19 protein-coding genes are annotated in these 22,271 nt (G+C 72.1%); 9 read left to right on the plus strand and 10 right to left on the minus strand.

Features of this window, described 5'->3' with window-relative positions:
- Positions 1–32: 32 nt before the first annotated feature.
- The gene (locus tag ACWGH0_RS00760) at positions 33–917 is read right to left on the minus strand and encodes an HAD family hydrolase (protein WP_453401932.1); all 885 of its coding nucleotides are present in this window, start codon (positions 915–917) and stop codon (positions 33–35) included.
- Between the two features lie 242 nt (positions 918–1,159).
- Between ACWGH0_RS00760 and ACWGH0_RS00765 the strand changes: the two genes are divergently transcribed.
- The 4 genes from ACWGH0_RS00765 to ACWGH0_RS00780 all read left to right on the plus strand — a co-directional run bounded on the left by ACWGH0_RS00765 (position 1,160) and on the right by ACWGH0_RS00780 (position 7,884).
- Positions 1,160–3,043, plus strand: a complete 1,884-nt coding sequence (locus ACWGH0_RS00765) for an HSP90 family protein (RefSeq protein WP_453401933.1) — start codon at positions 1,160–1,162, stop codon at positions 3,041–3,043.
- Positions 3,040–6,123, plus strand: a complete 3,084-nt coding sequence (locus ACWGH0_RS00770) for a tetratricopeptide repeat protein (RefSeq protein WP_453401934.1) — start codon at positions 3,040–3,042, stop codon at positions 6,121–6,123. The genes ACWGH0_RS00765 and ACWGH0_RS00770 overlap by 4 nt, the downstream gene beginning before the upstream one ends.
- Positions 6,124–6,187: 64 nt before the next feature.
- A complete protein-coding gene (locus ACWGH0_RS00775; protein ID WP_453401935.1) occupies positions 6,188–7,087 on the plus strand; it encodes an LLM class flavin-dependent oxidoreductase in 900 nt (299 codons plus the stop codon).
- Positions 7,088–7,185: 98 nt separating this feature from the next.
- Entirely contained in the window at positions 7,186–7,884 is a 699-nt protein-coding gene (locus ACWGH0_RS00780; RefSeq protein WP_453401936.1) for a maleylpyruvate isomerase N-terminal domain-containing protein, read from the plus strand.
- 36 nt (positions 7,885–7,920) lie between these two features.
- Here ACWGH0_RS00780 and ACWGH0_RS00785 read toward each other — a convergent pair whose 3' ends face one another.
- From ACWGH0_RS00785 to ACWGH0_RS00800, 4 genes are all read right to left on the minus strand, one after another.
- Positions 7,921–8,463 carry an RNA 2'-phosphotransferase gene (locus tag ACWGH0_RS00785; RefSeq protein ID WP_453402057.1) on the minus strand — a complete coding sequence of 181 codons (543 nt, stop codon included), beginning with the start codon at positions 8,461–8,463 and terminating at the stop codon, positions 7,921–7,923.
- A gap of 122 nt (positions 8,464–8,585) precedes the next feature.
- Complete coding sequence (locus ACWGH0_RS00790) at positions 8,586–9,545, minus strand: MerR family transcriptional regulator (protein WP_453401937.1); 960 nt, start codon at positions 9,543–9,545, stop codon at positions 8,586–8,588.
- Positions 9,546–9,724: 179 nt separating this feature from the next.
- Positions 9,725–11,500, minus strand: coding sequence for an SDR family oxidoreductase (locus tag ACWGH0_RS00795; RefSeq protein ID WP_453401938.1), 1,776 nt, complete (start codon positions 11,498–11,500; stop codon positions 9,725–9,727).
- The gene (locus ACWGH0_RS00800; protein WP_453401939.1) at positions 11,497–12,366 is read right to left on the minus strand and encodes a M24 family metallopeptidase; all 870 of its coding nucleotides are present in this window, start codon (positions 12,364–12,366) and stop codon (positions 11,497–11,499) included. The genes ACWGH0_RS00795 and ACWGH0_RS00800 overlap by 4 nt, the downstream gene beginning before the upstream one ends.
- Positions 12,367–12,551: 185 nt before the next feature.
- Between ACWGH0_RS00800 and ACWGH0_RS00805 the strand changes: the two genes are divergently transcribed.
- The 5 genes from ACWGH0_RS00805 to ACWGH0_RS00825 all read left to right on the plus strand — a co-directional run bounded on the left by ACWGH0_RS00805 (position 12,552) and on the right by ACWGH0_RS00825 (position 17,141).
- Complete coding sequence (locus ACWGH0_RS00805; protein WP_453401940.1) at positions 12,552–13,595, plus strand: ABC transporter ATP-binding protein; 1,044 nt, start codon at positions 12,552–12,554, stop codon at positions 13,593–13,595.
- Positions 13,585–14,493, plus strand: a complete 909-nt coding sequence (locus tag ACWGH0_RS00810) for an ABC transporter permease (RefSeq protein ID WP_453401941.1) — start codon at positions 13,585–13,587, stop codon at positions 14,491–14,493. The genes ACWGH0_RS00805 and ACWGH0_RS00810 overlap by 11 nt, the downstream gene beginning before the upstream one ends.
- A complete protein-coding gene (locus ACWGH0_RS00815) occupies positions 14,490–15,401 on the plus strand; it encodes an ABC transporter ATP-binding protein (RefSeq protein ID WP_453401942.1) in 912 nt (303 codons plus the stop codon). The genes ACWGH0_RS00810 and ACWGH0_RS00815 overlap by 4 nt, the downstream gene beginning before the upstream one ends.
- 18 nt (positions 15,402–15,419) lie before the next feature.
- On the plus strand, positions 15,420–16,139 hold the full coding sequence (locus tag ACWGH0_RS00820) for an ABC transporter permease (RefSeq protein WP_453402058.1): 720 nt from the start codon (positions 15,420–15,422) through the stop codon (positions 16,137–16,139).
- Positions 16,140–16,415: 276 nt separating this feature from the next.
- Positions 16,416–17,141, plus strand: coding sequence for a hypothetical protein (locus ACWGH0_RS00825; RefSeq protein WP_453401943.1), 726 nt, complete (start codon positions 16,416–16,418; stop codon positions 17,139–17,141).
- Between the two features lie 22 nt (positions 17,142–17,163).
- On the opposite strand, the gene ACWGH0_RS00830 is transcribed toward ACWGH0_RS00825, so the two are convergent.
- The 5 genes from ACWGH0_RS00830 to serS all read right to left on the minus strand — a co-directional run bounded on the left by ACWGH0_RS00830 (position 17,164) and on the right by serS (position 21,877).
- Entirely contained in the window at positions 17,164–17,526 is a 363-nt protein-coding gene (locus tag ACWGH0_RS00830; protein ID WP_453401944.1) for a DUF488 domain-containing protein, read from the minus strand.
- A gap of 13 nt (positions 17,527–17,539) precedes the next feature.
- Positions 17,540–18,817, minus strand: coding sequence for a CynX/NimT family MFS transporter (locus ACWGH0_RS00835; RefSeq protein ID WP_453401945.1), 1,278 nt, complete (start codon positions 18,815–18,817; stop codon positions 17,540–17,542).
- Between the two features lie 41 nt (positions 18,818–18,858).
- Positions 18,859–19,533 carry a FadR/GntR family transcriptional regulator gene (locus tag ACWGH0_RS00840; RefSeq protein WP_453402059.1) on the minus strand — a complete coding sequence of 225 codons (675 nt, stop codon included), beginning with the start codon at positions 19,531–19,533 and terminating at the stop codon, positions 18,859–18,861.
- 224 nt (positions 19,534–19,757) lie between these two features.
- A complete protein-coding gene (locus ACWGH0_RS00845) occupies positions 19,758–20,591 on the minus strand; it encodes an HAD family hydrolase (protein WP_453401946.1) in 834 nt (277 codons plus the stop codon).
- Positions 20,588–21,877: a serine--tRNA ligase gene (gene serS / locus ACWGH0_RS00850; protein ID WP_453401947.1), complete on the minus strand. Its 1,290-nt coding sequence runs from the start codon at positions 21,875–21,877 to the stop codon at positions 20,588–20,590. The genes ACWGH0_RS00845 and serS overlap by 4 nt, the downstream gene beginning before the upstream one ends.
- Positions 21,878–22,271 lie beyond the last annotated feature (394 nt).

The raw sequence follows: 22,271 nt of genomic DNA on the forward strand, positions 1-22,271 counted from the left end.
GGCTTCCGGCGGGGCCGGCCGGGAGCGACGGGCTACAGGTCGGCCAGGATCCGCTCGATGACCACTGCGACGCCGTCGTCGTTGTTCGCGACCGTACGGCCGGAGGCCGCGGCCACCACGTCCGGGTGCGCGTTGCCCATCGCGTACGACGTGCCGGCCCAGGCCAGCATCTCCACGTCGTTCGGCATGTCCCCGAAGGCCACGACCTCGGCGGGCGAGATGCCGCGCTCGGCGCAGCACTGCGCCAGCGTGCTGGCCTTGGACACGCCGTAACCGCTGATCTCCAGCAGCGCTGACGGGCTGGAGCGGGTGACGGACGCGCGCCGGTCCGTGGTCGCGCGGGCCAGGGTGAGGAAGTCGTCCGGCGACAGCTCGGTGTGGTGGGCGAGCAGCTTGACGACCGGGGCCCCGGCGCCCGGGGCGGTCTCTTCGAGGAGCTTCTCGGCGGTGGCCACGGTCGCGCCCGGGTCGAGGAAGAAGGGCGGGTACTCGGGCTCGTAGTGGATGCCGGTGGAGAGCTCGACCGCGAACGAGGTGCCGGGGGCGGCGGCGCGCAGCGCGACCACGACGGCGAGGGCGTCCTCGCGGGCCAGGGGGCGGACCTGGATCAGCTTGCCGCCCGCGTGCAGGTCGACGACGGCGGCGCCGTTGGCGCAGATCGCCAGGCCGTGGCCGTGCACGTGGTCGCTGACGACGTCCATCCAGCGGGCCGGGCGGCCGGTGACGAAGAAGACCTCGATGCCGGCCCGTTCCGCGGCGGCGAGCGCGGCGACCGTACGCTCCGACACGGACTTGTCGTCGCGCAGCAGCGTCCCGTCCAGATCGGTCGCGATCAGCCGCGGGGTGGTGGCGCCGGCCGCTGCCGGCCGGGACTGCTGGGGGTCGGTCGCTGAGGTCACCCGTCCATCTTCGCGCATGGAATGCACGGGCGTGCGCCGGGCCGCACATCTGAGAGCCGACGTGGCCGCCCCCGCGCAATCTCGGTGGGCATTGTCAGTGCCCCCCTCTACGATTGCGATCAACTCCGAGCCCTGTGCTTGCGTGTACACCTCGTCGCCGTGCGTGTGCGTGCCATTCAGCGAGGGCCGGGCATCCATCGCGATTCGTGAGGGGGGGACCCCGCGATCGCCCGACCCCGCGCCCGCGCGCGAGGTGAGCCATGAACCTGCCTGCCGCCCATTCCGACGCCCACGACGCCACCGGCTCCGGTGCCGCCGTGAACACCTTCCAGGTGGACCTCCGGGGTCTCGTCGACCTGCTGTCGCACCACCTCTACTCCAGTCCGCGCGTCTACGTCCGCGAGCTCCTCCAGAACGCGGTGGACGCGGCCACCGCGCGCCTCGCCCACGACCCGGACGCCCCGGTCCGCATCCGGCTGACCGCCACCGGCTCCGCCGTGAGCATCGAGGACACCGGCATCGGTCTGACCGCCGACGAGGTGCACACGCTGCTCGCCACCATCGGCCGCAGCTCCAAGCGCGACGGACTCGAAAGCGCCCGCCAGGAGTTCCTCGGTCAGTTCGGCATCGGGCTGCTGGCCTGCTTCGTCGTCGCCCGGCAGATCCGTGTCGTCTCACGCTCCGCCCGTACGCCCGACGAGCCGCCCGTCGAGTGGCTGGCCGGCGACGACGGCACATACACCGTCCGTACGCTCCCCCACGAGGCGCGCCCCGAGCCCGGCACCACGGTCCACCTGGAGCCCAGGCCGGGCGCCGAGGAATGGGCCGCCCCGCGCCGCGTCGAGGAACTGGCCCGAGAGTTCGGCTCGTTGCTGCCGTACGAGGTGACCTACGCCGGACCCGACGGCGCCGTCCGCGAGATCACCGACCGGCCCGCCGTGTGGGACCGCCCGCACCCGACACCGACCGCCCGCCGGGTCGCCCTGGCAGGCCACTGCGCCCAGGTCTTCGGATTCACGCCGCTCGACTCCATCGACCTGGACATCCCCGTCGCCGGGGTGCGCGGCGTGGCCTACGTCCTGCCGGGCGCCACGAGCCCCGCCCACCGCGCCTCCCACCGCGTGTACCTGAAGGGCATGCTGCTCACCGACCGCGCGGACAACCTGCTGCCCGACTGGGCCTTCTTCGTACGCGTCGTCCTCGACACGGACACGCTGCGGCCCACCGCGTCCCGCGAGAACCTCTACGACGACGAGACCCTCGCCGCCGTGCGCGAGGCCCTGGGCGTGCGCGTCAGGCAGTGGCTGACCGAGCTCGCGGCGGGCGACCCGGACCGGCTCGCCGCCTTCCTCGCCGTGCACCACCTCGGCGTGAAGTCCCTCGCCCGGCACGACGCCGAACTACTGGAACTGATGCTGCCGTGGCTGCCGTTCGAGACCAGCGACGGGAGCGTGACGCTCGACGAGTTCGTACGGGCGCACCCCGAGGTCCACTTCACCCGCACGGTCGAGGAGTTCCGCCAGGTCGCCCCGATCGCCGCCGCCCACGGCCTGGGCGTCGTCAACTGCGGGTACACCTACGACGCCGACCTCGTCGCGCTGCTCCCGCGGATCAGGGACGGGGTGAAGGTCACCGAGCTCGACGCGGGAGCCGTCACCGCGCACCTCGACCCGGTCGGGCCGCAGCAGGAGCTCGCACTGGCCGGTTTCCTCGCCACCGCCCGCACCCGCCTCGACGCCCTCGGGTGCGACGTGGCGCTGCGCGCCTTCCAGCCCGTCACCGTGCCCGCGCTGCACCTCGACGACCGGGAGGCCCGCCACGAGCGGGACCGCGCCGCCGCCGAGTCCGACGCCGACGCGCTGTGGAGCGACATCCTCGGCGCGCTGCGCGGCTCGGCGCCCCGCGCGCGCCTCGTCCTCAACCACAACAACCCGCTCGTGCGCCGGATCGCCGCGATCCCCGACGCCGAACTGGCCGGCACGGCCGTCGAGTCGCTGTACGGACAGGCCCTGCTGATGGCGCAGCGTCCCCTGCGTCCCGCCGACACCTCCCTGCTCAACCGGGCCTTCATCGGACTCCTGGAATGGGCCACCCACCCGACAGCCGCCACTCCGCCCGCCACGCCCTCGGAGGACCAGCAGTGACCAGCCCCGTGCCCCCGAGCGCCGACGCCGTCCGCCTCGCCCTCCACGAGAACGAGAACGCCCCGAACGGTCTGCTCCGCAACGCCCGCGGCGAGGAACTCGTCACGGCCGCCGAGCAGACCGGTGACCGCGACGTGCTCCGCGAGGCGCTGTTCAGCCTCATACGGGCGTACGAGTTCAGCAGCGAGTCCGGCAAGATTCTGGTGCCGTTCGCCCGGTTGCTCCAGGAGTGGGACCGGGACCCCGCCGCGTTCGACCGGGGTGACACCCACACCCTGCACTGGCTCTTCAAGTGGGCCTGTTCCGGCATGCTGCGCCGGCCGGAGGTGCCCCTCGCCTCCATCGAGAAGTGGCTCGGCGACATGGAGCGCCGCTACCGGATCGCCGGATACTCGGCGGGGCCCGTGCGCAAGGCGGAACTGCACGTCGCGGAGAACACGGGCGACACGGAGCGGGCGGCACGCGCCTTCGAGGCGTGGACGGCCGCCGAACGCAACAGCATGAGCGACTGCCACGCGTGTGAACTGAACGACCAGGGACGCTACCTGGCGGAGCTGGGCGAGGACGAGAAGGCCCTGCGGACCTGGGAGCCGGTACTCGCCGGGCGGCTCAGCTGCGCCGAGGAGCCGCACCGGGTGCTCGCCAAGTCCCTGCTGCCGCTGGTGAGACTCGGCCGCCTCGACGAGGCGCGCGCCCACCATCTGCGCGGCTACCGGATGGCCAAGGGGAACGAGAGCCTGCTCTCGTCCATCGGCACGCACATCGAGTTCTGCGCCCTCACCGGCAACGAGGCACGGGGCCTCGAACTGCTGGCCGAGCACGGCTCGTATCTCGGGCGCCGTGACCAGCTCGAAGGGCGGATGGGGTTCATCACGGGAGTGCTGGTGCTCCTGGGCCGCCTGATCGAGCTGGGCCACGGGGAGCGGCCCACCGTCGCGTACGAGGGCGAGCAGCGCACCGCGAGGGAACTGCGCGAGCTGCTGGAGCCTCTGAGCGCCGCGCGGGCGGCGCTCTTCGACGCCCGCAACGGCAGCACGGTGGTGTCCGACGCGCGGACCCGGCGGCTGGAGCGCCGACCGCTGGTGGACGCGCTGCCGCTCGGCGTCCGCAGCCCGGTGCTGACGGGACCCGAAGGCGCGGGCGGGGCCCCTGCCACCGCTGCGGCTCCGCGCCGGCCGGTGGTGGGCGCGGACCTGCCGGAGCTGGTCGCGGAGGCGCGGCGGCTGCGCGAACTCGGGCACCCCGGCCGGACCGCGGCGTGGGACCGGGTCGCGGAGGCGGTCGAAGCGGTGGCCGCCGCCGGGGGTGACGGGCCGGACGCCCTGCTCGCCGCCGATCTGCTGTCGCACCGCGCGGTCGTGGCCGGGCGGGAGCACCGGCAGCCGCCCAGGGCGCTCTTCGCCGAGGCGGCCGAGGCGTACCGCGCGGTGGGCGAGCCGGCCCGGGCCGCGCTCAGCGAGCTGCACCTGGCCCTGGCCGCCCTCCAGGAGGGCGCCGAGGCCGAAGAGGTGCGGCGGCTGCTCGACGCGGCGGCCGCCGCCGCCGAGGCCCTGGACCCGGCGGATCCGGCGCGGCTGCGGCGCATGGCGGGCGCGGACCTGATGAGGATCAAGGTGGAAACCTTCCTGGCCCACCAGGCGTCCGCGCACGGGGAGTCCGCGCACGGGGAGTCCGCGCACGGGCATTCCGCGCACGGGGAAGGCGGGCAGGACGCTGACGGCGACCCCGCCCCGGCCGCGCTCGCGGACCTGGTCGAGCGGTACGCCGAGCACGGCGGTACGGGCGAGGTGACCGGCGTGGACGACATCCTGGCCGACGCCGAGATCATGCTGGCCCAGGACGCGTGGGAGGAGCAGGACTGGATACGCGTCGAGGCTCTCCTCTCCTCCGCCGCCGACCGCTGCGTCAGCACCGGCCGCGTCTGGCAGAGCGTGGAGCCGCTGAGCCGGCTGGCCCGGCTGCGCATGATGCACGGCCGCTTCGACAGGGCCGAGGAGCCGGCGCGCGCCGCCGTCACCCACAGCGCGGAGCTGACCGACTTCGCCGAGCTCGCGGCCGTACGGCTGACCCTGGCGGAAGCGCTCTACCAGCAGGACGGCAAGGAGGCCGAGGCGGCGACGCACGCCCTGGACGCCGCGCACTGGTTCGACGCCGCGGGCGACACGGCGGGCGGCGGCGCGTACGCACGGCTGGTTCTCGCCCAGGCGTACGGCGCGACCGGGCGGCCGTCGGAAGCCGCCGAGGTGCTGGAGTCCGCGCTGGCCGACCTGCTCGAACAGGGTGAGGGCCGGGCGGTACGGGCGCGCGAGGCGCTCGCGGAGAACCTGCGCGCGCTCCGCGACGCACGCGGAGCGGCCGAGCAGTACCTGCTGGCCGCCGAGGTGGCCAAGGGCTGGGACGAACGGGAGCCGGAGGCGAGGCTGGCGTCCCTGGCCGCGGAATGCCTGGCCGGCGCCGGTTTGCGGGAGGAGGCCAAGCGGGCGTACGTCCGGGCACTGGAGCTGTGGCGCCCGACCGGGCGGACCGTCGCGTACGTCCGAGCGCTGCGCTCGCTCGCCTGGCTGGAGGTGAGCGGCGAGCCGACGGACGCCGAAGCCGTCGCCCGGGCGCGGGCTCTCATGGACCAGGCGCTCGAAGCCCTGGACGGAGGCTCCGGAGAACTGCTCGCGGAGCGTGCCCGCACCTGCGCGCAACTGGCGGAACTCCTGGAGGACCAGCTCTACGAAGAGTACGAGGACCCCGACGACGACGAGGACGACGGCCTGGCCGGCGGGGACGGCGAGAAGCAGGACACCAGCGGCGAGGACGGCGGCGAGGACGGCGGTGAGGACGCCGTCCGCCGGGAGGCGGCCGTCCTCTGGGAGCGGGCGATCGACGCGTTCGCGGCCTGCGGCGCCGATGTCCTGGACGAGCGGGCCGACTGTGTGCTTCGTCTCGCCTGGACCGAGAAGGGCCTCGGCCGGGCGGACCACGCCGTCCGCCGTGTGCGCGCCCTGGTGGTGGAACTGGCCGCCGTGGACACGGACGAAGCACGCCGGCTGCTGCGGACCGCGGAGCACCACCTGAAGAACCTGAGGTAGGCGGACGCGTGCCCCGGCCCAGCGGACCCCCCGGTACCGGGCGGGTCCCGCGTAGGGTCGGGGCATGCGCCTGAGTACCGTGATACTTCCCGTCCGCCGCTGGTCGCAGGGCGGCCGTGACGCCTGGCAGCGGGCCGAACAGCTCGGCTTCCACACCGCCTACACGTACGACCACCTGTCCTGGCGCAGCTTCCGGGACGGCCCGTGGTTCGGCGCCGTGCCCACGCTCACCGCCGCCGCCGGCGCGACCTCGCGCATGCGGCTCGGCACCCTCGTCACCTCGCCGAACTTCCGGCACCCCGTGACCCTCGCCAAGGACCTCATCACCCTCGACGACGTGTCCGGCGGCCGCGTCACGCTGGGCATCGGCGCGGGCGGCAACGGGTTCGACGCGACCGTGCTCGGCCAGGAACCGTGGACCCCGCGCGAGCGCGCCGACCGGTTCGGCGAGTTCCTGCCGCTCCTGGACCGGCTGCTCACCGAGCCCGCCGTCACCCACACGGGCACCCACTACTCCGCCGACGAGGCCCGCAACATCCCCGGTTGCGTCCAGGGGCCCCGGCTGCCCTTCGCCGTCGCCGCGACCGGCCCGCGCGGGCTGAGGCTCGCCGCCCGGTACGGGCAGGCATGGGTGACCACGGGCGACCCCAAGCTCTTCGAGTCCGGTACGCCGGCCGAGTCGCTGGAGGCCATCCGCGGCCAGATCACCAAGCTGGGCGCGGCCTGCGCCGAGACGGGCCGGGACGTCGGGGAGCTGGACAAGATCCTGCTCACCGGCTTCACCCCGGAGCGGAGCGGCCCCCTGCGGTCCCTCGACGCCTTCGTCGACTTCGCGGGCCGCCACTTCGCCCTCGGGTTCACCGAGATCGCGCTGCACGCCCCGATACCCGACTCCGACTTCGCCGCCGACGAGAAGGTCTTCGAGCGGATCGCGACGGAAGGGCTCGCGCAGCTGCGGTCCTGAGCCGGGACGGGCCGTGCTGTCGGGCTCGCCGGTGTTTCCGGCCGCCGCGTGCGTGCGTTTCACGCCGTGATCATCGCGCGCTGCCTAGGCTGGCCCCCATGGACGGGGAAACGGTTTTGGCGGCCTTCGAGGCCGAGTCGCAACGCCTGTACGAGAGGGTCTGCGGAATCCCGGAAGCGGAGTGGGACCGGCCGAGCCAATGCCGCCCGTGGACGGTGCGTGAGGTGTTCGCCCACCTGACGATCGCGGTGGGCCGGGTCGGAGGCATGCTGGCGGAGCCCGAGCCGCAGCCGTCGGGCGTGCTGGTGACGGCCGCCGGGTACTACGCCCCGGACGAGCGCTTCTCGCCGCGCGCCAACGACGCACGGGTCGGCGCGGCCCAGGACGGGGCGGCCGGGTACGACGACGGCCGGGCCCTGGCCGAGGGCTTCGACGCCGTCTGGCGGGCCGTCGCCGCCTCCTGCGCCAAGGAGCCGCCGGAAAGGCTCGTCCGTACGCGGCACGGCGACCCGATGCTCTTGTCGGACTTCCTCGTGACCCGAGTCGTCGAGGTGTGCGTGCACGGTTTCGACGTGGCCATGGGGCTCGGCTGCCGGCCCTGGCCGACGGGTGAGGCGGCGGACGTGGTGGCGCGGCTGCTGCTGGACGGGGAGCCGTACGACCGCCCGGTCACGGTGGCGGGGGCGGGCTGGGACCGTACGACGTTCCTGCTCAGGGCGACGGGGCGGCAGCCGATGACCGAGGCCGAACGGGCGGCGGCCGAACGGCACGGGCTGCGCGCCCTGACACTGGGCTGAGGCTCGGCGGTACGGGCCGAAGCGGGCCGGGCCGCCTCACTCGGGGAAGCGCAGGAACCGCGGCGGTACGGACGAGGTGAGCCAGACGCCGTTGGCGCTGACCCGGAACACGTGGCCTGCGCGGTGCATGGCCCCGGCGTCCACGCTGATGACGACGGGGCGGCCGCGCCGGGCGCCGACGCGGGTGGCCGTCTCGCGGTCGGGCGAGAGATGGACGTCGTGCCGGGCCATGGGGCGCAGCCCTTCGGCGCGGATGGCGTCGAGGCTGCGGGCGACGGTGCCGTGGTAGAGGTACGCCGGAGGCTCGGCCTCCGGGAGCCCGAGGTCGACGTCCACGGTGTGCCCCTGGCTGGCGCGGATCAGGGGGCCGTCGACGGCGAAGCGCTGCTTGTCGTTGACGGCGACGACGTGGTCGAGTTCGGCGCGGGAGATCGGGAAGCCGTGCGCGGCCGCGGCCCGCAGGAGGGCGTCGATCTCGACCCAGCCGTTCTCGTCCAGAGTGATGCCGATGCGGCCGGGCTGGTGCCGCAGGTGCTTCGAGAGGTACTTCGACACCTTGGTGGTGCGTCTTTCGTCCATCGCGTCGTCCATCGCGTCAGACTGCCCGGCGAGACGGGCGTCACGCCACTCATTTGGCCCCGCAGGTTTGGTCCACAACCAACTCCACTTTTCCACAAGGGATTTGGGAATCCTGTGGACAACTACCGGGGCTTGCAGGGTATTTGTCCAACTCCATCCTCGCCGCCGCTCTTTGCCGCCATCGCGTCCAACATCCTTGCCTGCACCTCCCGTTCGGTGGCCGCCGCCACGAAGGCGTCCGCGTCGGCCGGCCCAACGAGTCGGCGTACCGCGCTCATCGTCGCCTCGGGCAGGGTCACCGTCGCGCGCTCCGGCTCGGCCGGGGCGGGCTCACCGGCCCCGAGGTGCTGCTGGAGGTGGCGGGTCGCGAACAGGCGCATGGCGCGCGCGAGTTCGGCGTCGACGGTCTGCTGGGCGAGGGGCCGCAGCCGCCGCACCAGCGTCGCCGCCTCCGCCGCGTCCGCGTCCGTGGGCGGGGTGTGGCCGAGGTAGCGGGCGAAGACGTGCTCGGTCGTGAACTCCAGGAAACGCGCGGCGATGTGCTCCACCTGCCCGCGAAGTTCCCTGAGGTGCCCGGAGATCGCGGGCAGCGGGACGCCCGCCGCGTGCAACTCGACCGCCACCGCCAGCTCTTGCGGCGAAGGGACGAGGAACTCGTCGTCCCGTCCCGGCACCCGCTCCAGGACTCCGAGCTCCACCGCCTCCTCCACCGCGTCGTCGTCGGGGCTGCCGCCGAACCGCGCGTCCAGCTCGGCGCGCGATATCCGGTCGGCCTCCTCGTCCGTCCACGGCCCGCTGACCTCGGTGACGAGCCCGAGCACCCCGCCGAGCCCCTTCCCCGAGTCCCACGCCTCCAGCAGTTCCTTGATGCTGGCCAGGGTGTAGCCGCGGTCGAGGAGACCGGCGATCTGGTCGAGCCGGGCCAGGTGAGTGTCCCCGTACACGTTGGACCGCCCGCGCCGCTCGGGCCGGGGCAGCAGGCCCCGGTCCTGGTACGCGCGGATCGTACGGACCGTCGCGCCGCTCAGGTGCGCGAGGTCCTCGATGCGGTACTCGGCCGCCGGCTGCCCGGAACCGCTCACGCCTTCACTCCCTCACCCGTCCCGCCCCCGACCGTGCCGCCCGTCCCGGGCTCCCGCCGGGGCCGCGGGCATGGTCGCGAGGTGCCCGACGGCTTCGCGCGGCGGGCCTTCCCGGTACGGATGGTACGACCGCCGCACGCGGGGCGGTGCCGGCGGAGCCTGCGCCCTGTCGCAGGCGCTCACAGCGGCGGTTCCATCCGGGCGAGCGCGCGCAGGGCCCTGGGCGCGAAGCGCGACAGGAAGTGCGCGCCGTGCGCCTCGGGCGTCACCGGTACGACCGCCTGGTTGCGTACGACGGCCTTCAGGACCGCGTCGGCGACCTTCTCCGGCGGGTAGTTGCGCAGCCCGTACAGGCGGGACGACTTGCGCTGCCGGCGCTTCTCCTCGTCCGGCGACACCCCGGCGAACCGTGCGGTCGACGTGATGCCGGTGTTGACGAGCCCGGGGCAGATCGCGCTGACGCCGATGCCCCGCCCGGCGAACTCCGCCCGCAGGCACTCGCTCAGCATCAGCACCGCCGCCTTCGACGTGCTGTAGGCGGGCAGGGCCCTGGACGGCTGGTACGCCGCCGCCGAAGCGGTGTTGACGATGTGGCCGCCCTGCCCCCGGTCGGCCATCTGCCTGCCGAAGAGACGGCAGCCGTGGATGACTCCCCACAGGTTCACGTCCAGGACCTTCTTCCAGTCCTCGGACGTGGTGTCCAGGAAGGATCCCGACAGGCCGATCCCGGCGTTGTTGACCAGCACGTCGACGATTCCGTACTCGGCGGCGACCTTCTCGGCCAGCTTCTCCATCGCCTGCTCGTCGCTGACGTCGACCGTCTCGGCCCAGGCCTTCGGGGCCCCGATCAGCCGCGCCATCTCCGCCGTGCGGGCCGCGCCCTCCGCGTCCCGGTCCACGGCCACGATCCGCGCGCCCGCCTCGGCGAACGCGTAGGCGGTGGCCCGCCCGATGCCGCCGGCGGCGCCCGTCACCAGGACGAGCTGCCCGCCGAACCGGTCGGCGTACGGTCCGCTGGCCACCGGCTCCCGCGGCGCGACCCCGGCGGCGGTGTCCTCGTTCGCCGTGACGAACTCGCCGATCCACGCCGCGAGCTGGTCGGGCCTGGTGCGCGGCACCCAGTGCTTGGCGGGCAGCGAGCGTCGCACCAGCTGCGGCGCCCACGACTCGAGGCCGTCGTACAGCCGCTCCGAGAGGAAGGCGTCACCGGTCGGTGTGATCAGCTGCACGGGCGCGTGGGCGTACGCGTCGGCGCGCGGCCTGCGCAGCCGGGCGCGCACGTTGTCGCGGTAGAGCCAGGCGCCGTGCGCCGCGTCGCGGGGCAGCGATGCCGTCGGGTAGTCGCCGGCCGGCACCTTCTCCACCCGCTGGAGGATCCTGGGCCACTGCCTGCCGAGCGGTCCGCGCCAGGCCAGCTCCGGGAGCACCGGTGTGTGCAGCAGGTACACGTACCAGGACTTGGCGCCCTGCCCGAGGAGTTGGGCCGCCCGGCGGGGTGTCGGCCGGGACATCCGCTTCTTGATCCAGTGGCCGAAGTGGTCGAGGGACGGGCCGGACATCGAGGTGAACGAGGCGATCCGGCCCTCCGTGCGCCTGACCGTCACGAACTCCCACGCCTGTACGGATCCCCAGTCGTGCCCCACCAGGTGCACCGGCTTGCCGGGGCTGACCGCGTCCGCGACCGCGAGGAAGTCGTCCGTCAGCTTCTCCAGGGTGAAGCCGCCGCGCAGCGGCTCCGGCGCGGTGGACCTGCCGTGCCCGCGTACGTCGTACAGCACGACATGGAAGCCGCCGTCCGACGCGAGCCGGGACGCGACCTCGGTCCACACCTCCTTGCTGTCCGGGTAGCCGTGCACCAGCACCACGGTCGGCCGCGTCGGATCGCCCAGTTCGGCGACGCACAGCTCGATCCCGCCCGTACGCACCCACCGCTCGGTGGCCTGCTCGATACTCACGCCGCCTTCTCCTCTGCCCAGCGCCGCACATGCGGCAGATCGTCGTCGAGCCAGAACGCGCTCTGCTCCGGGTCCCTGGAGTCCGTCACCACCAGGATCTCCTCGAACTTCGCCCCCGTGCCCCGGAACCCGAGGTGCGGTTCCACCGCCCACAGGCCCGGCTGCGGCGGGTGGTCGGAGAAGGTGTACGGGCTCCACAGCGGCGACCAGCCCTCGCGGTGCCCGTGCAGCGCGTCGCTCGCCAGCCCTTTCAGCGCCTGCGTCCCGAAACCGAAGACCCGGGGCGACCAGCGCCGCTCCTTCACCCGATCGACCTTGTGGGCGATGACGCCGAAGGGATACGCGCGGTGCCGGTTGGCGTACCCCTGGCGGGTCATGAGCCGCTCGACGTCCTCGTAGATCTCCCGCAGCGGCCGGCGCTCGCGCACCTCGCGCAGGATCAGCTCGCGGTGCGGTTCGAGGTCGGCGAGGAGCCGGTCGTGCACCGGGTTGAGGCCGAGGCATCCCGAGTAGCCCACGTCGGCGGTGAAGCCGCGGTACACCGGGGCCATGTCGAGGATGAACGGCATCCCCGCCTCCAGCCGCCGGTTCGTAGGGAAGAACTGGAGCGGTATGCGGAAGCCGGCGAAGGCCGTACGGTCCCCGAACCAGGCGAAAGGCAGGTGGAACCAGTCGTTCACCCCGCGCTCGCCCAGCCACTGGCGCTGCATCCGCGCCGCCTCGCGCTCCGTCACCCCCGGCTTGAGCTGCGCCGCGACGGCTTCCGCGCAGGCGTAGGCGAGGCGCTGCACCTCCCGGAACCCCCGCAGCCGCGCGGTGAGTTCGCCCTGTGCCGCGGAGCCTGCTGAGACTGCTGCTGAGGCCATGCCACCTGTCCGTCCCGTGTTGCGGTACGCGGTCGTAACTTGACACTGATGAATGTGACAATGCTCGGCGGCTGCGTCAAGAGCCCGGGTGTTACCTGTGGAAACAGGTGCTCGGGCGGGCTGCCCCTACGGGCCCGTACGCCTTGAGGCGGACACGGATCCAGCCGCCTGGTCTGACGCCCGCTGTGGTCCGCGCCACTACCGTCGAACACGTGACTGTGATCGCGACCGAAAGCCTGAGCAAGCGGTTCCCGAGGGTGACCGCTCTTGACCGGCTCTCGTTGGACATCGGACCCGGTGTTACCGGCCTGGTGGGCGCCAACGGAGCCGGCAAGTCCACCTTGATCAAGATCCTGCTGGGTCTGTCCCCCGCCACGGAGGGCACGGCCGCCGTGCTCGGTCTGGACGTCGCCACCAGCGGCGGCGCCATCCGCGAGCAGGTCGGCTACATGCCCGAGCACGACGCGCTGCCGCCCGACGTCTCGGCCACCGAGTTCGTCGTCCACATGGCACGCATGTCGGGGCTCCCGCCGACGGCCGCCCGCGAGCGCACCGCCGACACCCTGCGGCACGTCGGCCTGTACGAGGAGCGCTACCGGCCGATCGGCGGCTACTCGACCGGCATGAAGCAGCGCGTGAAGCTGGCCCAGGCGCTGGTCCACGACCCCAAACTGGTCCTCCTCGACGAGCCGACCAACGGTCTCGACCCGGTCGGACGCGACGAGATGCTCGGCCTCATCCGCCGCGTCTACACCGACTTCGGCATCTCGGTGCTGGTCACCTCCCACCTCCTCGGCGAACTGGAGCGCACCTGCGACCACGTCGTCGTCATCGACGGCGGCTCGCTGCTCCGCTCCAGCTCCACCAGCGACTTCACGCAGACCACCGCCACCCTGGCCGTCGAGGTGACCAACAGCGAGGCGCATCCCGACGGCACCCGCGCCGTACGGGAGGCGCTGACCGCCGCCGGAGCGAAGCTCCACGCGCGGGTGGAGGACGGTCTGCCGGGCGCCGGCCACGTCCTGCTCGTCGAGGCGACGGGCGAGGAGACGTACGACCTCGTGCGCGACACCGTCGCCGCCCTCGGGATCGGGCTCGTACGGATGGAACAGCGCCGGCACCACATCGCGGAGGTCTTCCGCACGGACGAGCAGGCGGCGGCCGCCGCCGAGGCCGCCCGCGAGCCCGCCGCCGCACAGCAGAAGGGAGCCGGCCGCGATGCCGTCTGAGCTCACGACACCGCAGGGCACCGACCCGACCCGTATCCACAACATCGGCTACCGGTCGTACGACGGACCGCGCCTGGGCCGGTCCTACGCCCGCCGCTCGCTCTTCTCGCAGTCCCTGCGCGGCGCGTACGGACTGGGCCGCAGCGCCAAGTCCAAGGTCCTGCCGATGATCCTGTTCGCGGTGATGTGCCTGGTCGCGGCCATCATCGTCGCGGTCGCCGTGGCCACTCCCGGCATGACCGACCTGCCGCTGAAGTACACGCGGTACGCGATCGTCATGCAGGCCGTCATCGGCCTCTACCTGGCCTCCCAGGCCCCGCAGTCCGTCTCGCGCGACCTGCGCTTCAAGACCGTCCCGCTGTACTTCTCCCGCCCCATCGAGCGCGTCGACTACGTCCTCGCCAAGTACGCGGCGATGGCGTCGGCCCTCTTCGTCCTCACGGCGACCCCGCTGGTGATCCTGTACGCCGGTGCGCTGCTCGCCGAATTCGACTTCGCGGACCAGACGAAGGCGTTCGCACAGGGGCTGGTCTCCGTGGCACTGCTGTCCGTCCTCTTCGCCGGCCTCGGCCTCGTGATGGCCGCCCTCACCCCCCGCCGCGGCTTCGGTGTGGCCGCCGTCATCGCCGTACTGACCATCTCCTACGGCGCGGTGTCCACGGTCCAGGTCATCGCCTGGGAGCAGGGTTCCGCCGGTGCGGTCCAGTGGCTCGGACTGTTCTCCCCCCTGACGCTCATCGACGGCGTACAGACCGCCTACCTCGGCGCCACGTCCGCCTTCCCCGGAGGGGAAGGCCCCTCGGCCGGCAGTGGCGTGGTCTACCTGCTCGCCGTCCTCGCGCTCATCGCCGGCTCCTACGCCGTCCTGATGCGCCGCTACCGAAAGGTCGGGCTGTGACCACCATCGACATCGACCACACCTCGCGCTGGTTCGGCAACGTGGTGGCGGTCAACGACATCACGATGCGCGTCGGCCCCGGCGTGACCGGGCTGCTCGGCCCCAACGGCGCGGGCAAGTCCACGCTGATCAACATGATGGGCGGCTTCCTGGCCCCCTCGACCGGCACCGTCACCCTCGACGGGAAGCCGATCTGGCGCAACGAGTCGGTCTACAAGGAGATCGGGATCGTGCCCGAGCGGGAGGCGATGTACGACTTCCTCACGGGACGCGAGTTCGTCGTCGCCAACGCCGAACTGCACGGCCTGACCGCCGCGGCGGCGCAGCAGGCCCTCGCGACCGTCGAGATGGAGTACGCGCAGGACCGCAAGATCGCGACGTACAGCAAGGGCATGCGCCAGCGCGTGAAGATGGCGTCCGCCCTCGTCCACAACCCGTCCGTGCTGCTCCTGGACGAGCCGTTCAACGGCATGGACCCGCGCCAGCGCATGCAGCTGATGGACCTGCTGCGGCGGATGGGCGCGGAGGGCCGTACGGTCCTCTTCTCCTCCCACATCCTGGAGGAGGTCGAACAGCTCGCCTCGCACATCGAGGTGATCGTGGCCGGACGGCACGCCGCCTCCGGCGACTTCCGCAAGATCCGCCGCCTGATGACGGACCGCCCGCACCGCTATCTCGTACGGTCCAGCGACGACCGCGCACTCGCCGCGGCGCTGATCGCGGACCCGTCGACGGCCGGCATCGAGGTGGACGCGGCCGAGGGCGCGCTGCGTGTACAGGCCGTCGACTTCGGCCGGTTCACGACCCTGCTCCCGCAGGTCGCCCGCGCGCACGGCATCCGGCTGCTGACGGTCTCGCCCTCCGACGAGTCGCTCGAATCGGTCTTCTCCTACCTCGTAGCGGCCTGAAAGGAGCTTGCAGCGATGATCTACGAACCCACAGTCGCCCGGCTCACCTACCGGGCCCTCCTCGGCCGCCGCAGGGCCGCCATCCTCTTCGTCCTGCCGGCCCTGCTGATCGCCATCGCGGTCGCGGTACGGCTGCTGTCGGGCGCGGACGACCAGATCGCCTCCGACGTGCTGGGCGGTTTCGCGATCGCCACGATGGTCCCGCTGATCGGCGTCATCGCGGGGACCGGCGCGATCGGGCCCGAGATCGACGACGGCTCGATCGTCTACCTGCTCGCCAAGCCGGTGAAGCGCTCGACGATCATCTTCACCAAGCTGATCGTCGCGATCGCGGTGACGATGGCCTTCTCGGCCGTCCCCACCTTCGTCGCGGGCCTGGTCCTCAACGGCAACAGCGGGCAGATCGCCATCGCCTACACGGTCGCGGCGCTGGTGGCCTCGGTCGCGTACAGCGCGATCTTCCTCCTGCTCGGTACGGTCAGCCGCCACGCGGTGGTCTTCGGCCTGGTGTACGCGCTGGTCTGGGAGACGCTCTTCGGCAGCCTCGTCCCCGGCGCGCGCACGCTCAGCGTCCAGCAGTGGGCGCTGTCCCTGGCCGAACGCATCGGCGAGAACGGCATCATCACCTCCGACGTCGCCCTGCCGACGGCGACGGTCCTGCTCGCCCTGGTGACGGTCGTGGCGACCTGGTACGCGGGCCAGAAGCTCCGGGTGCTCAAGCTCGCGGGCGAGGAGTAGCCGCACCAAGCGGAACCATGCCATCCGTCAACCCCCGCCCCGTGGGCGGGGGTTGACGCGTTTCCGCGTAACTGTACGTTTATCGGCTCGTTGTTCCCTCTGCGTGGAGGCAACTGGAATCTGATACGTCGAGCGTTCGTGAAGTGCGGGATTGCCGGTGCCGGAACGGATCCGGACCGGTCACCAGAGTGAGTAGCCACCTTGAGCGTCCTCCGCCCCCGAAAAAGCCCGGGGTGAGGGCTGTCCGACGCCGGCTCCACAACGAAAGGCATTCCCGTGCCGTCAGAAGTCGCCCTGCTCGAATCGCGCGCCATGCGCGACGAGCACCTGGTGCGCGTCGACGTCCTCGACAAGGTCAAGGCGCTTGTCATGCTCCCGGACGGAATTTACGTTCGCACAGAGGACGTGGCCAGGTATTTCGAGGTATCCACAGAGGTCCTCAAAAAGGTGGTCCAGCGGCATCGCGCCGAGCTGGACGAGAACGGGTTGCAAGTACTGCGAGGCGCTGAGCTGCGAGTCTTCCAGAGGGACATGATGTCCCTCTGGAACGGCGACCTGGGGACAAGTTATCCACAGGCGGCGACCAACCTGACTCTGTACACCCGCAGGACCGTCCTCAACATCGCGATGCTCCTTCGCGACAGCGACATCGCCCGATGCGTCCGTACGTACCTCCTCGACGCCGAGGAGGACGGCCGGCGCGCCGGTTACGCCTCGCTCGACCAGCGCGTCACCACGGTGGAGAACCACCTCGACACGGTGGGCCGCGCACTCCAGGAACTGGGCCCCGTCATCAACGGGATCTCGGTACGGCTGGACCGGCTCGACCGGCGGCTCGACGCCACCAACCAGGTGATCGGAGCCATGAGCAACCGGCTCTGCGACCTCTCCGACCACATGCGGCACATGGGGGACCGCATCGACCGCAGGCTCGACGACGTCTCCCACCGGCTGAGCGCCCTGGAGCGCGACCAGCGCGGAAAGAGGCGTAAGCGCCGCTGACGGACGGCCGCCGCCGGGGACCTCAGGCCGGCAGCAGCCGCCGCAGTACGGCGGTGTGGCTGTGGTCCGGGTCCTTGGCGGCGGTCAGCAGGGTCACCCGGGACGCCCCGGCGACCGTACGGCGCAGCTCGTCCAGGGCCGCAGCCGCCCCGGGGGCGGAGAGCTCGGACTCGTAACGCCTCACGAACTCCTCGAAGCCGCCGGACGAGGCGTGGTACCAGCGGCGCAGCTCCGTCGACGGGGTCAGGGCCTTCGGCCACTCGTCCACCCGCGCCGCCTCCTTGCTCAGGCCGCGCGGCCACAGCCGGTCGACCAGGACACGCACACCGTCTTCGGCGGACGGCTCCTCGTACACCCTGCGCACACGTACCTCGGGTTCGGTCACGAGGACCAGCCTGCTACACCCGGCGGTCGCGCGCCGCGAACAGACCCACCACCAGGGCCGCCGCGCACACCCCCAGCATCAGGGCGATCGGCACCGTCCAGCTTCCCGTCGCCTCGTACACCGCGCCCGCGGCCAGCGGGCCGGCCGCCGCCAGCAGGTACCCGACCGTCTGCGCCATCCCGGACAGCCGGGCCGCCGTCACCGCGTCGCCCGAGCGCAGCACGATCAGCGTCAGCGCCAGGCCGACCGCCCCGCCCTGGCCGACGCCGAGCACCGCCGACCAGAGCCACGCGCCGGCCACCGGGGCGATCATCAGACCGGCGTAACCCGCCGCGACCATCGTCGTGACCAGCACGATCAACGGGCGCTGACCGCGCATGCGGCCGGCCAGCAGGGGGACGACGAACGCGCCCGCGACCTGGATGAGGTTGTTGAAGGCGAAGACCACACCGGCCGTGGAGCGGCTCATTCCGTGGTCGGTGAAGATCGTCGGCATCCAGGCGATCAGGACGTACGACCACAGCGACTGCAAGCCCATGAAGAGCGTCACCTGCCACGCCAGCCTCGACCGCCACACACTCCGGCCCCCCGGGGCGGCGGCGCCGAGCGGCGGCGACGCGACGCGCACCTCGTGCCCCGTACGGCCCCGGGCGATCAGCACCTGCGGCAGCCACGCCACCGCCGCGACCACGGCCAGCAGCGACCAGAACGCCAGCGACGCCTCCCAACTGCCGCCGAACGCCTTCTCCAGCGGCACCGACGCGGCAGCCGCGACCGTCGCGCCCGCGATCATCGCCCCGGTGTAGACGGACGTCATCGACGCGGCCCTGCCCGGGAAGTCCCGCTTGATCAGACCCGGCATGAGGACGTTGAGCAGGGCGATCGCCAGCCCGATCAGCAGGCTGCCGCCGTACAGCGCCGACACCGCCGGCACCACCCGCACCACGATGCCCGCGCCCAGCAGCAGGAGCGCGCCCAGCAGCACCACTTCGGTCCCGAACCGCCGCCCCAGCCACGGCGCCACCATCGCGCCCACACCGAGGAACAGCACCGGCACCGACGTGACCAGGCTGGTCGCCGTCGACGACAGCCCGAACGTCTCGCTGATCTCGCCCACCAGCGGCGACGCACTCGCCAGGGCCGCCCGCATGTTGACCGACGCCAGCACGATCCCGACCAGCAGCACCACCGGACGGGCGAGCAACGCCCGTCTCGCGGCGGCTCCCCGGGGCGACGGCCGTACGCCGGCCTCGGCGTCCAGGAGCAGGTGACCGGAATCCGGGCGTGACAAGACGAGCGCCTTTCAGGAGAACAGAGCAGGTGCGGGAGAAGTCAGCGGGTGATCAGGGACGTCACCACGTCGATCGGCGCCTGGAGCAGGGCGCGCGCGGCCCGTTCGGCTGCCGCCGGGTCGCCGGCCTCGATCGCGTCGACCAGCGCCCCGTGCGCGGCCAGGTCGATCGGCGGCATCTCGCGGTCGCCGAGCGCGGTGACCAGCGTTTCGTGCACCTGGGTGGAGAAGAAGCGGTACACCTCGGTGAACGCGGCGTTGTGCGTGGCCTCGACGACGCCGAGGTGGAACGCCAGGTCCGCGTCCGCCGCCCGGTCACCCTTTTCGTGCAGTTCGCCGAGGACGCGCCGCAGCGTGCGCAGGTCCGCCTCGTCCCGCCGTACGGCCGCCAGCCTCGCCGCCTCCGCCTCCAGCGCGACCCGCAGCTCCAGTACGTCGAGTACGTTCGCGTGCCGCATCCCGCGCAGCACCGCCGCCGGATCGGCGGCCGAGCGTACGAACGTGCCGTTGCCCTGGCGCGATTCCAGGAGCCCGGCGTGCACCAGCACGCGTACCGCCTCCCGCACCGTGTTGCGGCCGACGCCGAGCTGCTCGGCGAGGTCGTGCTCGGTGGGAATGCGGTCACCGACGGCCCACTCGCCCTCGGCCAGCTGCGCCCGCAACTGGTCCACGACGGTGTCCACCAGGGACTGCCGCCCCGCTGCCCGCAGCGCCATCAGGTCCGCCTCCGCGTCGATTTCCGGGTCCTCGCACCCCGGGCGAATCACCCGGTTGCCCAGTCATCCTACAACTACTCACAAAAATAAGATGACGCCGCCCCGGCCACCCGGGACACTGGGTGACGCACCACTCACGGGGGAGGAGTGTTGGCCGGTGACGAGCCGACCCGGCCAACACTCGCCACCGAGGGCGCGTACAGGAAGCACGACGCCGCCGGGACTCAGCCGCTCAGCAGCTGTTCCAGGACGACCGCGATCCCGTCGTGGTCGTTGGACGCCGTGATCTCGTGGGCCACGGCCTTGAGTTCGTCGTGCGCGTTGGCCATCGCGACGCCGTGCGCCGCCCAGCCGAACATGGGGATGTCGTTCGGCATGTCGCCGAAGGCGATGGTGTCGGCTGCCTTCAGCTTCAGCCGCCGCGCCGCAAGCGACAGGCCCGTCGCCTTGCTCAGGCCCAGCGGCAGCAGCTCCACCACGCCCTCGCCCGCCATGACCACGTCGACCAGATTGCCGACCGTCTGGCGCGCGACCCGCGCCAGCTCGTCGTCGCCCAGGTCCGGGTGCTGGATGTAGACCTTGTTCAGCGGCGCCGACCACAACTCGGACGGGTCCTTGAGATCGACGTACGGCAGCGGGCCTTCCTGCACCCGGTAGCCCGCCCCGACCAGCACCTCGCCGTCCAGGCCGTCGCGGCTCGCCGCCAGCGCCAGCGGACCCGTCTCCGCCTCGATCTTCGACAGCGCGAGGCCGGCCAGCTGCCGGTCCAGCGTCACCGAGGTCAGCAACCGGTGCTCACCGGCGTGGTAGACCTGCGCGCCCTGACCGCAGACCGCGAGACCGTCGTAGCCGAGGTCGTCCAGGATGTGCCGCGTCCACGGGACCGAGCGCCCGGTGACGACGATGTGGGCCGCGCCCGCCGCCGTGGCGGCGGCGAGCGCGTCGCGCGTACGCGCCGAGACCGTGTCGTCGGAGCGCAGCAGCGTCCCGTCGAGATCGGTCGCGACGAGCTTGTACGGGAAGGGGCGCGGCCCCGTGGTGCCGGTGGCGGTACTCACTTGGAGAGGGGCTCCAGCGTCTCGCGCCCACCGAGGTACGGACGCAGCATCTCGGGCACCCGCACGGAGCCGTCCGCCAGCTGGTGGTTCTCCAGGATCGCCACGATCGTGCGCGGCACGGCGCACAGCGTGCCGTTCAGCGTCGCCAGCGGCTGGAGCACCTTCTTGCCGTCACGCGTGTCGCGCATCCGGACGGACAGGCGGCGCGCCTGGAACCCGTCGCAGTTCGAGGCGGAGGTCAGCTCGCGGTACTTGCCCTGCGTCGGGATCCACGCCTCGCAGTCGAACTTCCGCGAGGCGGACGACCCCAGGTCGCCCGTCGCCACGTCGATGACCTGGAAGGGCAGCTCCAGGCCGGTCAGCCACTGCTTCTCCCACTCCAGCAGCCGCTTGTGCTCGTTCTCCGCGTCCGACGGGTCGACGTACGAGAACATCTCGACCTTGTCGAACTGGTGCACCCGGAAGATGCCCCGGGTGTCCTTGCCGTACGTGCCGGCCTCGCGGCGGAAGCAGGGGGAGAATCCCGCGTACCGCAGCGGCAGCTTGTCCGCGTCGATGATCTCGTCCATGTGGTACGCCGCGAGCGGCACCTCGGACGTACCGACGAGGTAGTAGTCGTCCTTCTCCAGGTGGTACACGTTCTCGGCGGCCTGGCCGAGGAATCCCGTGCCCTCCATGGCGCGCGGGCGGACCAGCGCAGGCGTGAGCATCGGGATGAACCCGGCCTCGGTGGCCTGCGCGATCGCCGCGTTGACCAGCGCGAGTTCGAGGAGGGCGCCGACCCCGGTCAGGTAGTAGAAGCGCGAGCCCGACACCTTGGCGCCGCGCTCGACGTCGATGGCGCCGAGCGCCTCGCCGAGCTCCAGGTGGTCCTTGGGATCGAAGCCCTCGGCGGCGAAGTCGCGGATCGTGCCGTGCGTCTCCAGGACGACGAAGTCCTCCTCGCCGCCCACCGGCACGTCCTCGTGGACGATGTTGCCGAGCCGGAGGAGGAGGGCCTTCGCGGCCTCGTCCGCCTCGTTCTGCTCGGCCTCGGCGGCCTTGACGTCCGCCTTGAGCTGCTCGGCCCTCTTGAGCAGCTCGGCGCGCTCCTCGGGAGTGGCCTTGGGGATCAGCTTGCCGAGGGACTTCTGCTCGGAGCGCAGCTCGTCGAACCGGACGCCGGACGACCTGCGCCGCTCGTCGGCGGAGAGCAGGGCGTCGACGAGGGCGACGTCCTCTCCACGGGCGCGCTGGGAGGCGCGAACACGGTCGGGGTCCTCACGGAGCAGGCGAAGGTCAATCACCCCACCAGGCTACCCGCGACCGGTTCCGTCCCTCGACCTGATATCGCAGTGCGTGGCGCTTTGCCCGTATTGCGCAAATTGGGAATGGTGGCGGGTGTGCACCGGCCGTCGCCCGCGCGCGTCAATAAAACGGGGCACTATTCCCCGAATCAGGGCACTTCCCGGTTGTCCGCTTGACGCTTCTTCCTTGCATGGGGCGGGAGTTGGCGACCTCGTTGTCCACAGGAATGTGTGGGGCCGGAAACTTATCCACAGGCTGTGCGAAAGATCTGTGGATGCCGGAACTGATCGTTCCGAAAGGCGTGTGAAGGGCGAAGGATTCCCGGCTCAAACCCCCTTCACACACTCATTCGGGTGGGAATTACTCGCTCTAAAGAGTTGATCAATGGAATTG

It is taken from the genome of Streptomyces sp. NPDC054887 (genome assembly GCF_053610585.1).

Bases quoted from the DNA above. Each gene is read 5' to 3' on its own strand.
- ACWGH0_RS00760 (WP_453401932.1), bottom strand. From the start codon at position 917: ATGCGCGAAGATGGACGGGTGACCTCAGCGACCGACCCCCAGCAGTCC.
- ACWGH0_RS00765 (WP_453401933.1), top strand. From the start codon at position 1,160: ATGAACCTGCCTGCCGCCCATTCCGACGCCCACGACGCCACCGGCTCC.
- ACWGH0_RS00775 (WP_453401935.1), top strand. From the start codon at position 6,188: ATGCGCCTGAGTACCGTGATACTTCCCGTCCGCCGCTGGTCGCAGGGC.
- ACWGH0_RS00780 (WP_453401936.1), top strand. From the start codon at position 7,186: ATGGACGGGGAAACGGTTTTGGCGGCCTTCGAGGCCGAGTCGCAACGC.
- ACWGH0_RS00785 (WP_453402057.1), bottom strand. From the start codon at position 8,463: ATGGACGAAAGACGCACCACCAAGGTGTCGAAGTACCTCTCGAAGCAC.
- ACWGH0_RS00800 (WP_453401939.1), bottom strand. From the start codon at position 12,366: ATGGCCTCAGCAGCAGTCTCAGCAGGCTCCGCGGCACAGGGCGAACTC.
- ACWGH0_RS00810 (WP_453401941.1), top strand. From the start codon at position 13,585: ATGCCGTCTGAGCTCACGACACCGCAGGGCACCGACCCGACCCGTATC.
- ACWGH0_RS00840 (WP_453402059.1), bottom strand. From the start codon at position 19,533: ATGGCGCTGCGGGCAGCGGGGCGGCAGTCCCTGGTGGACACCGTCGTG.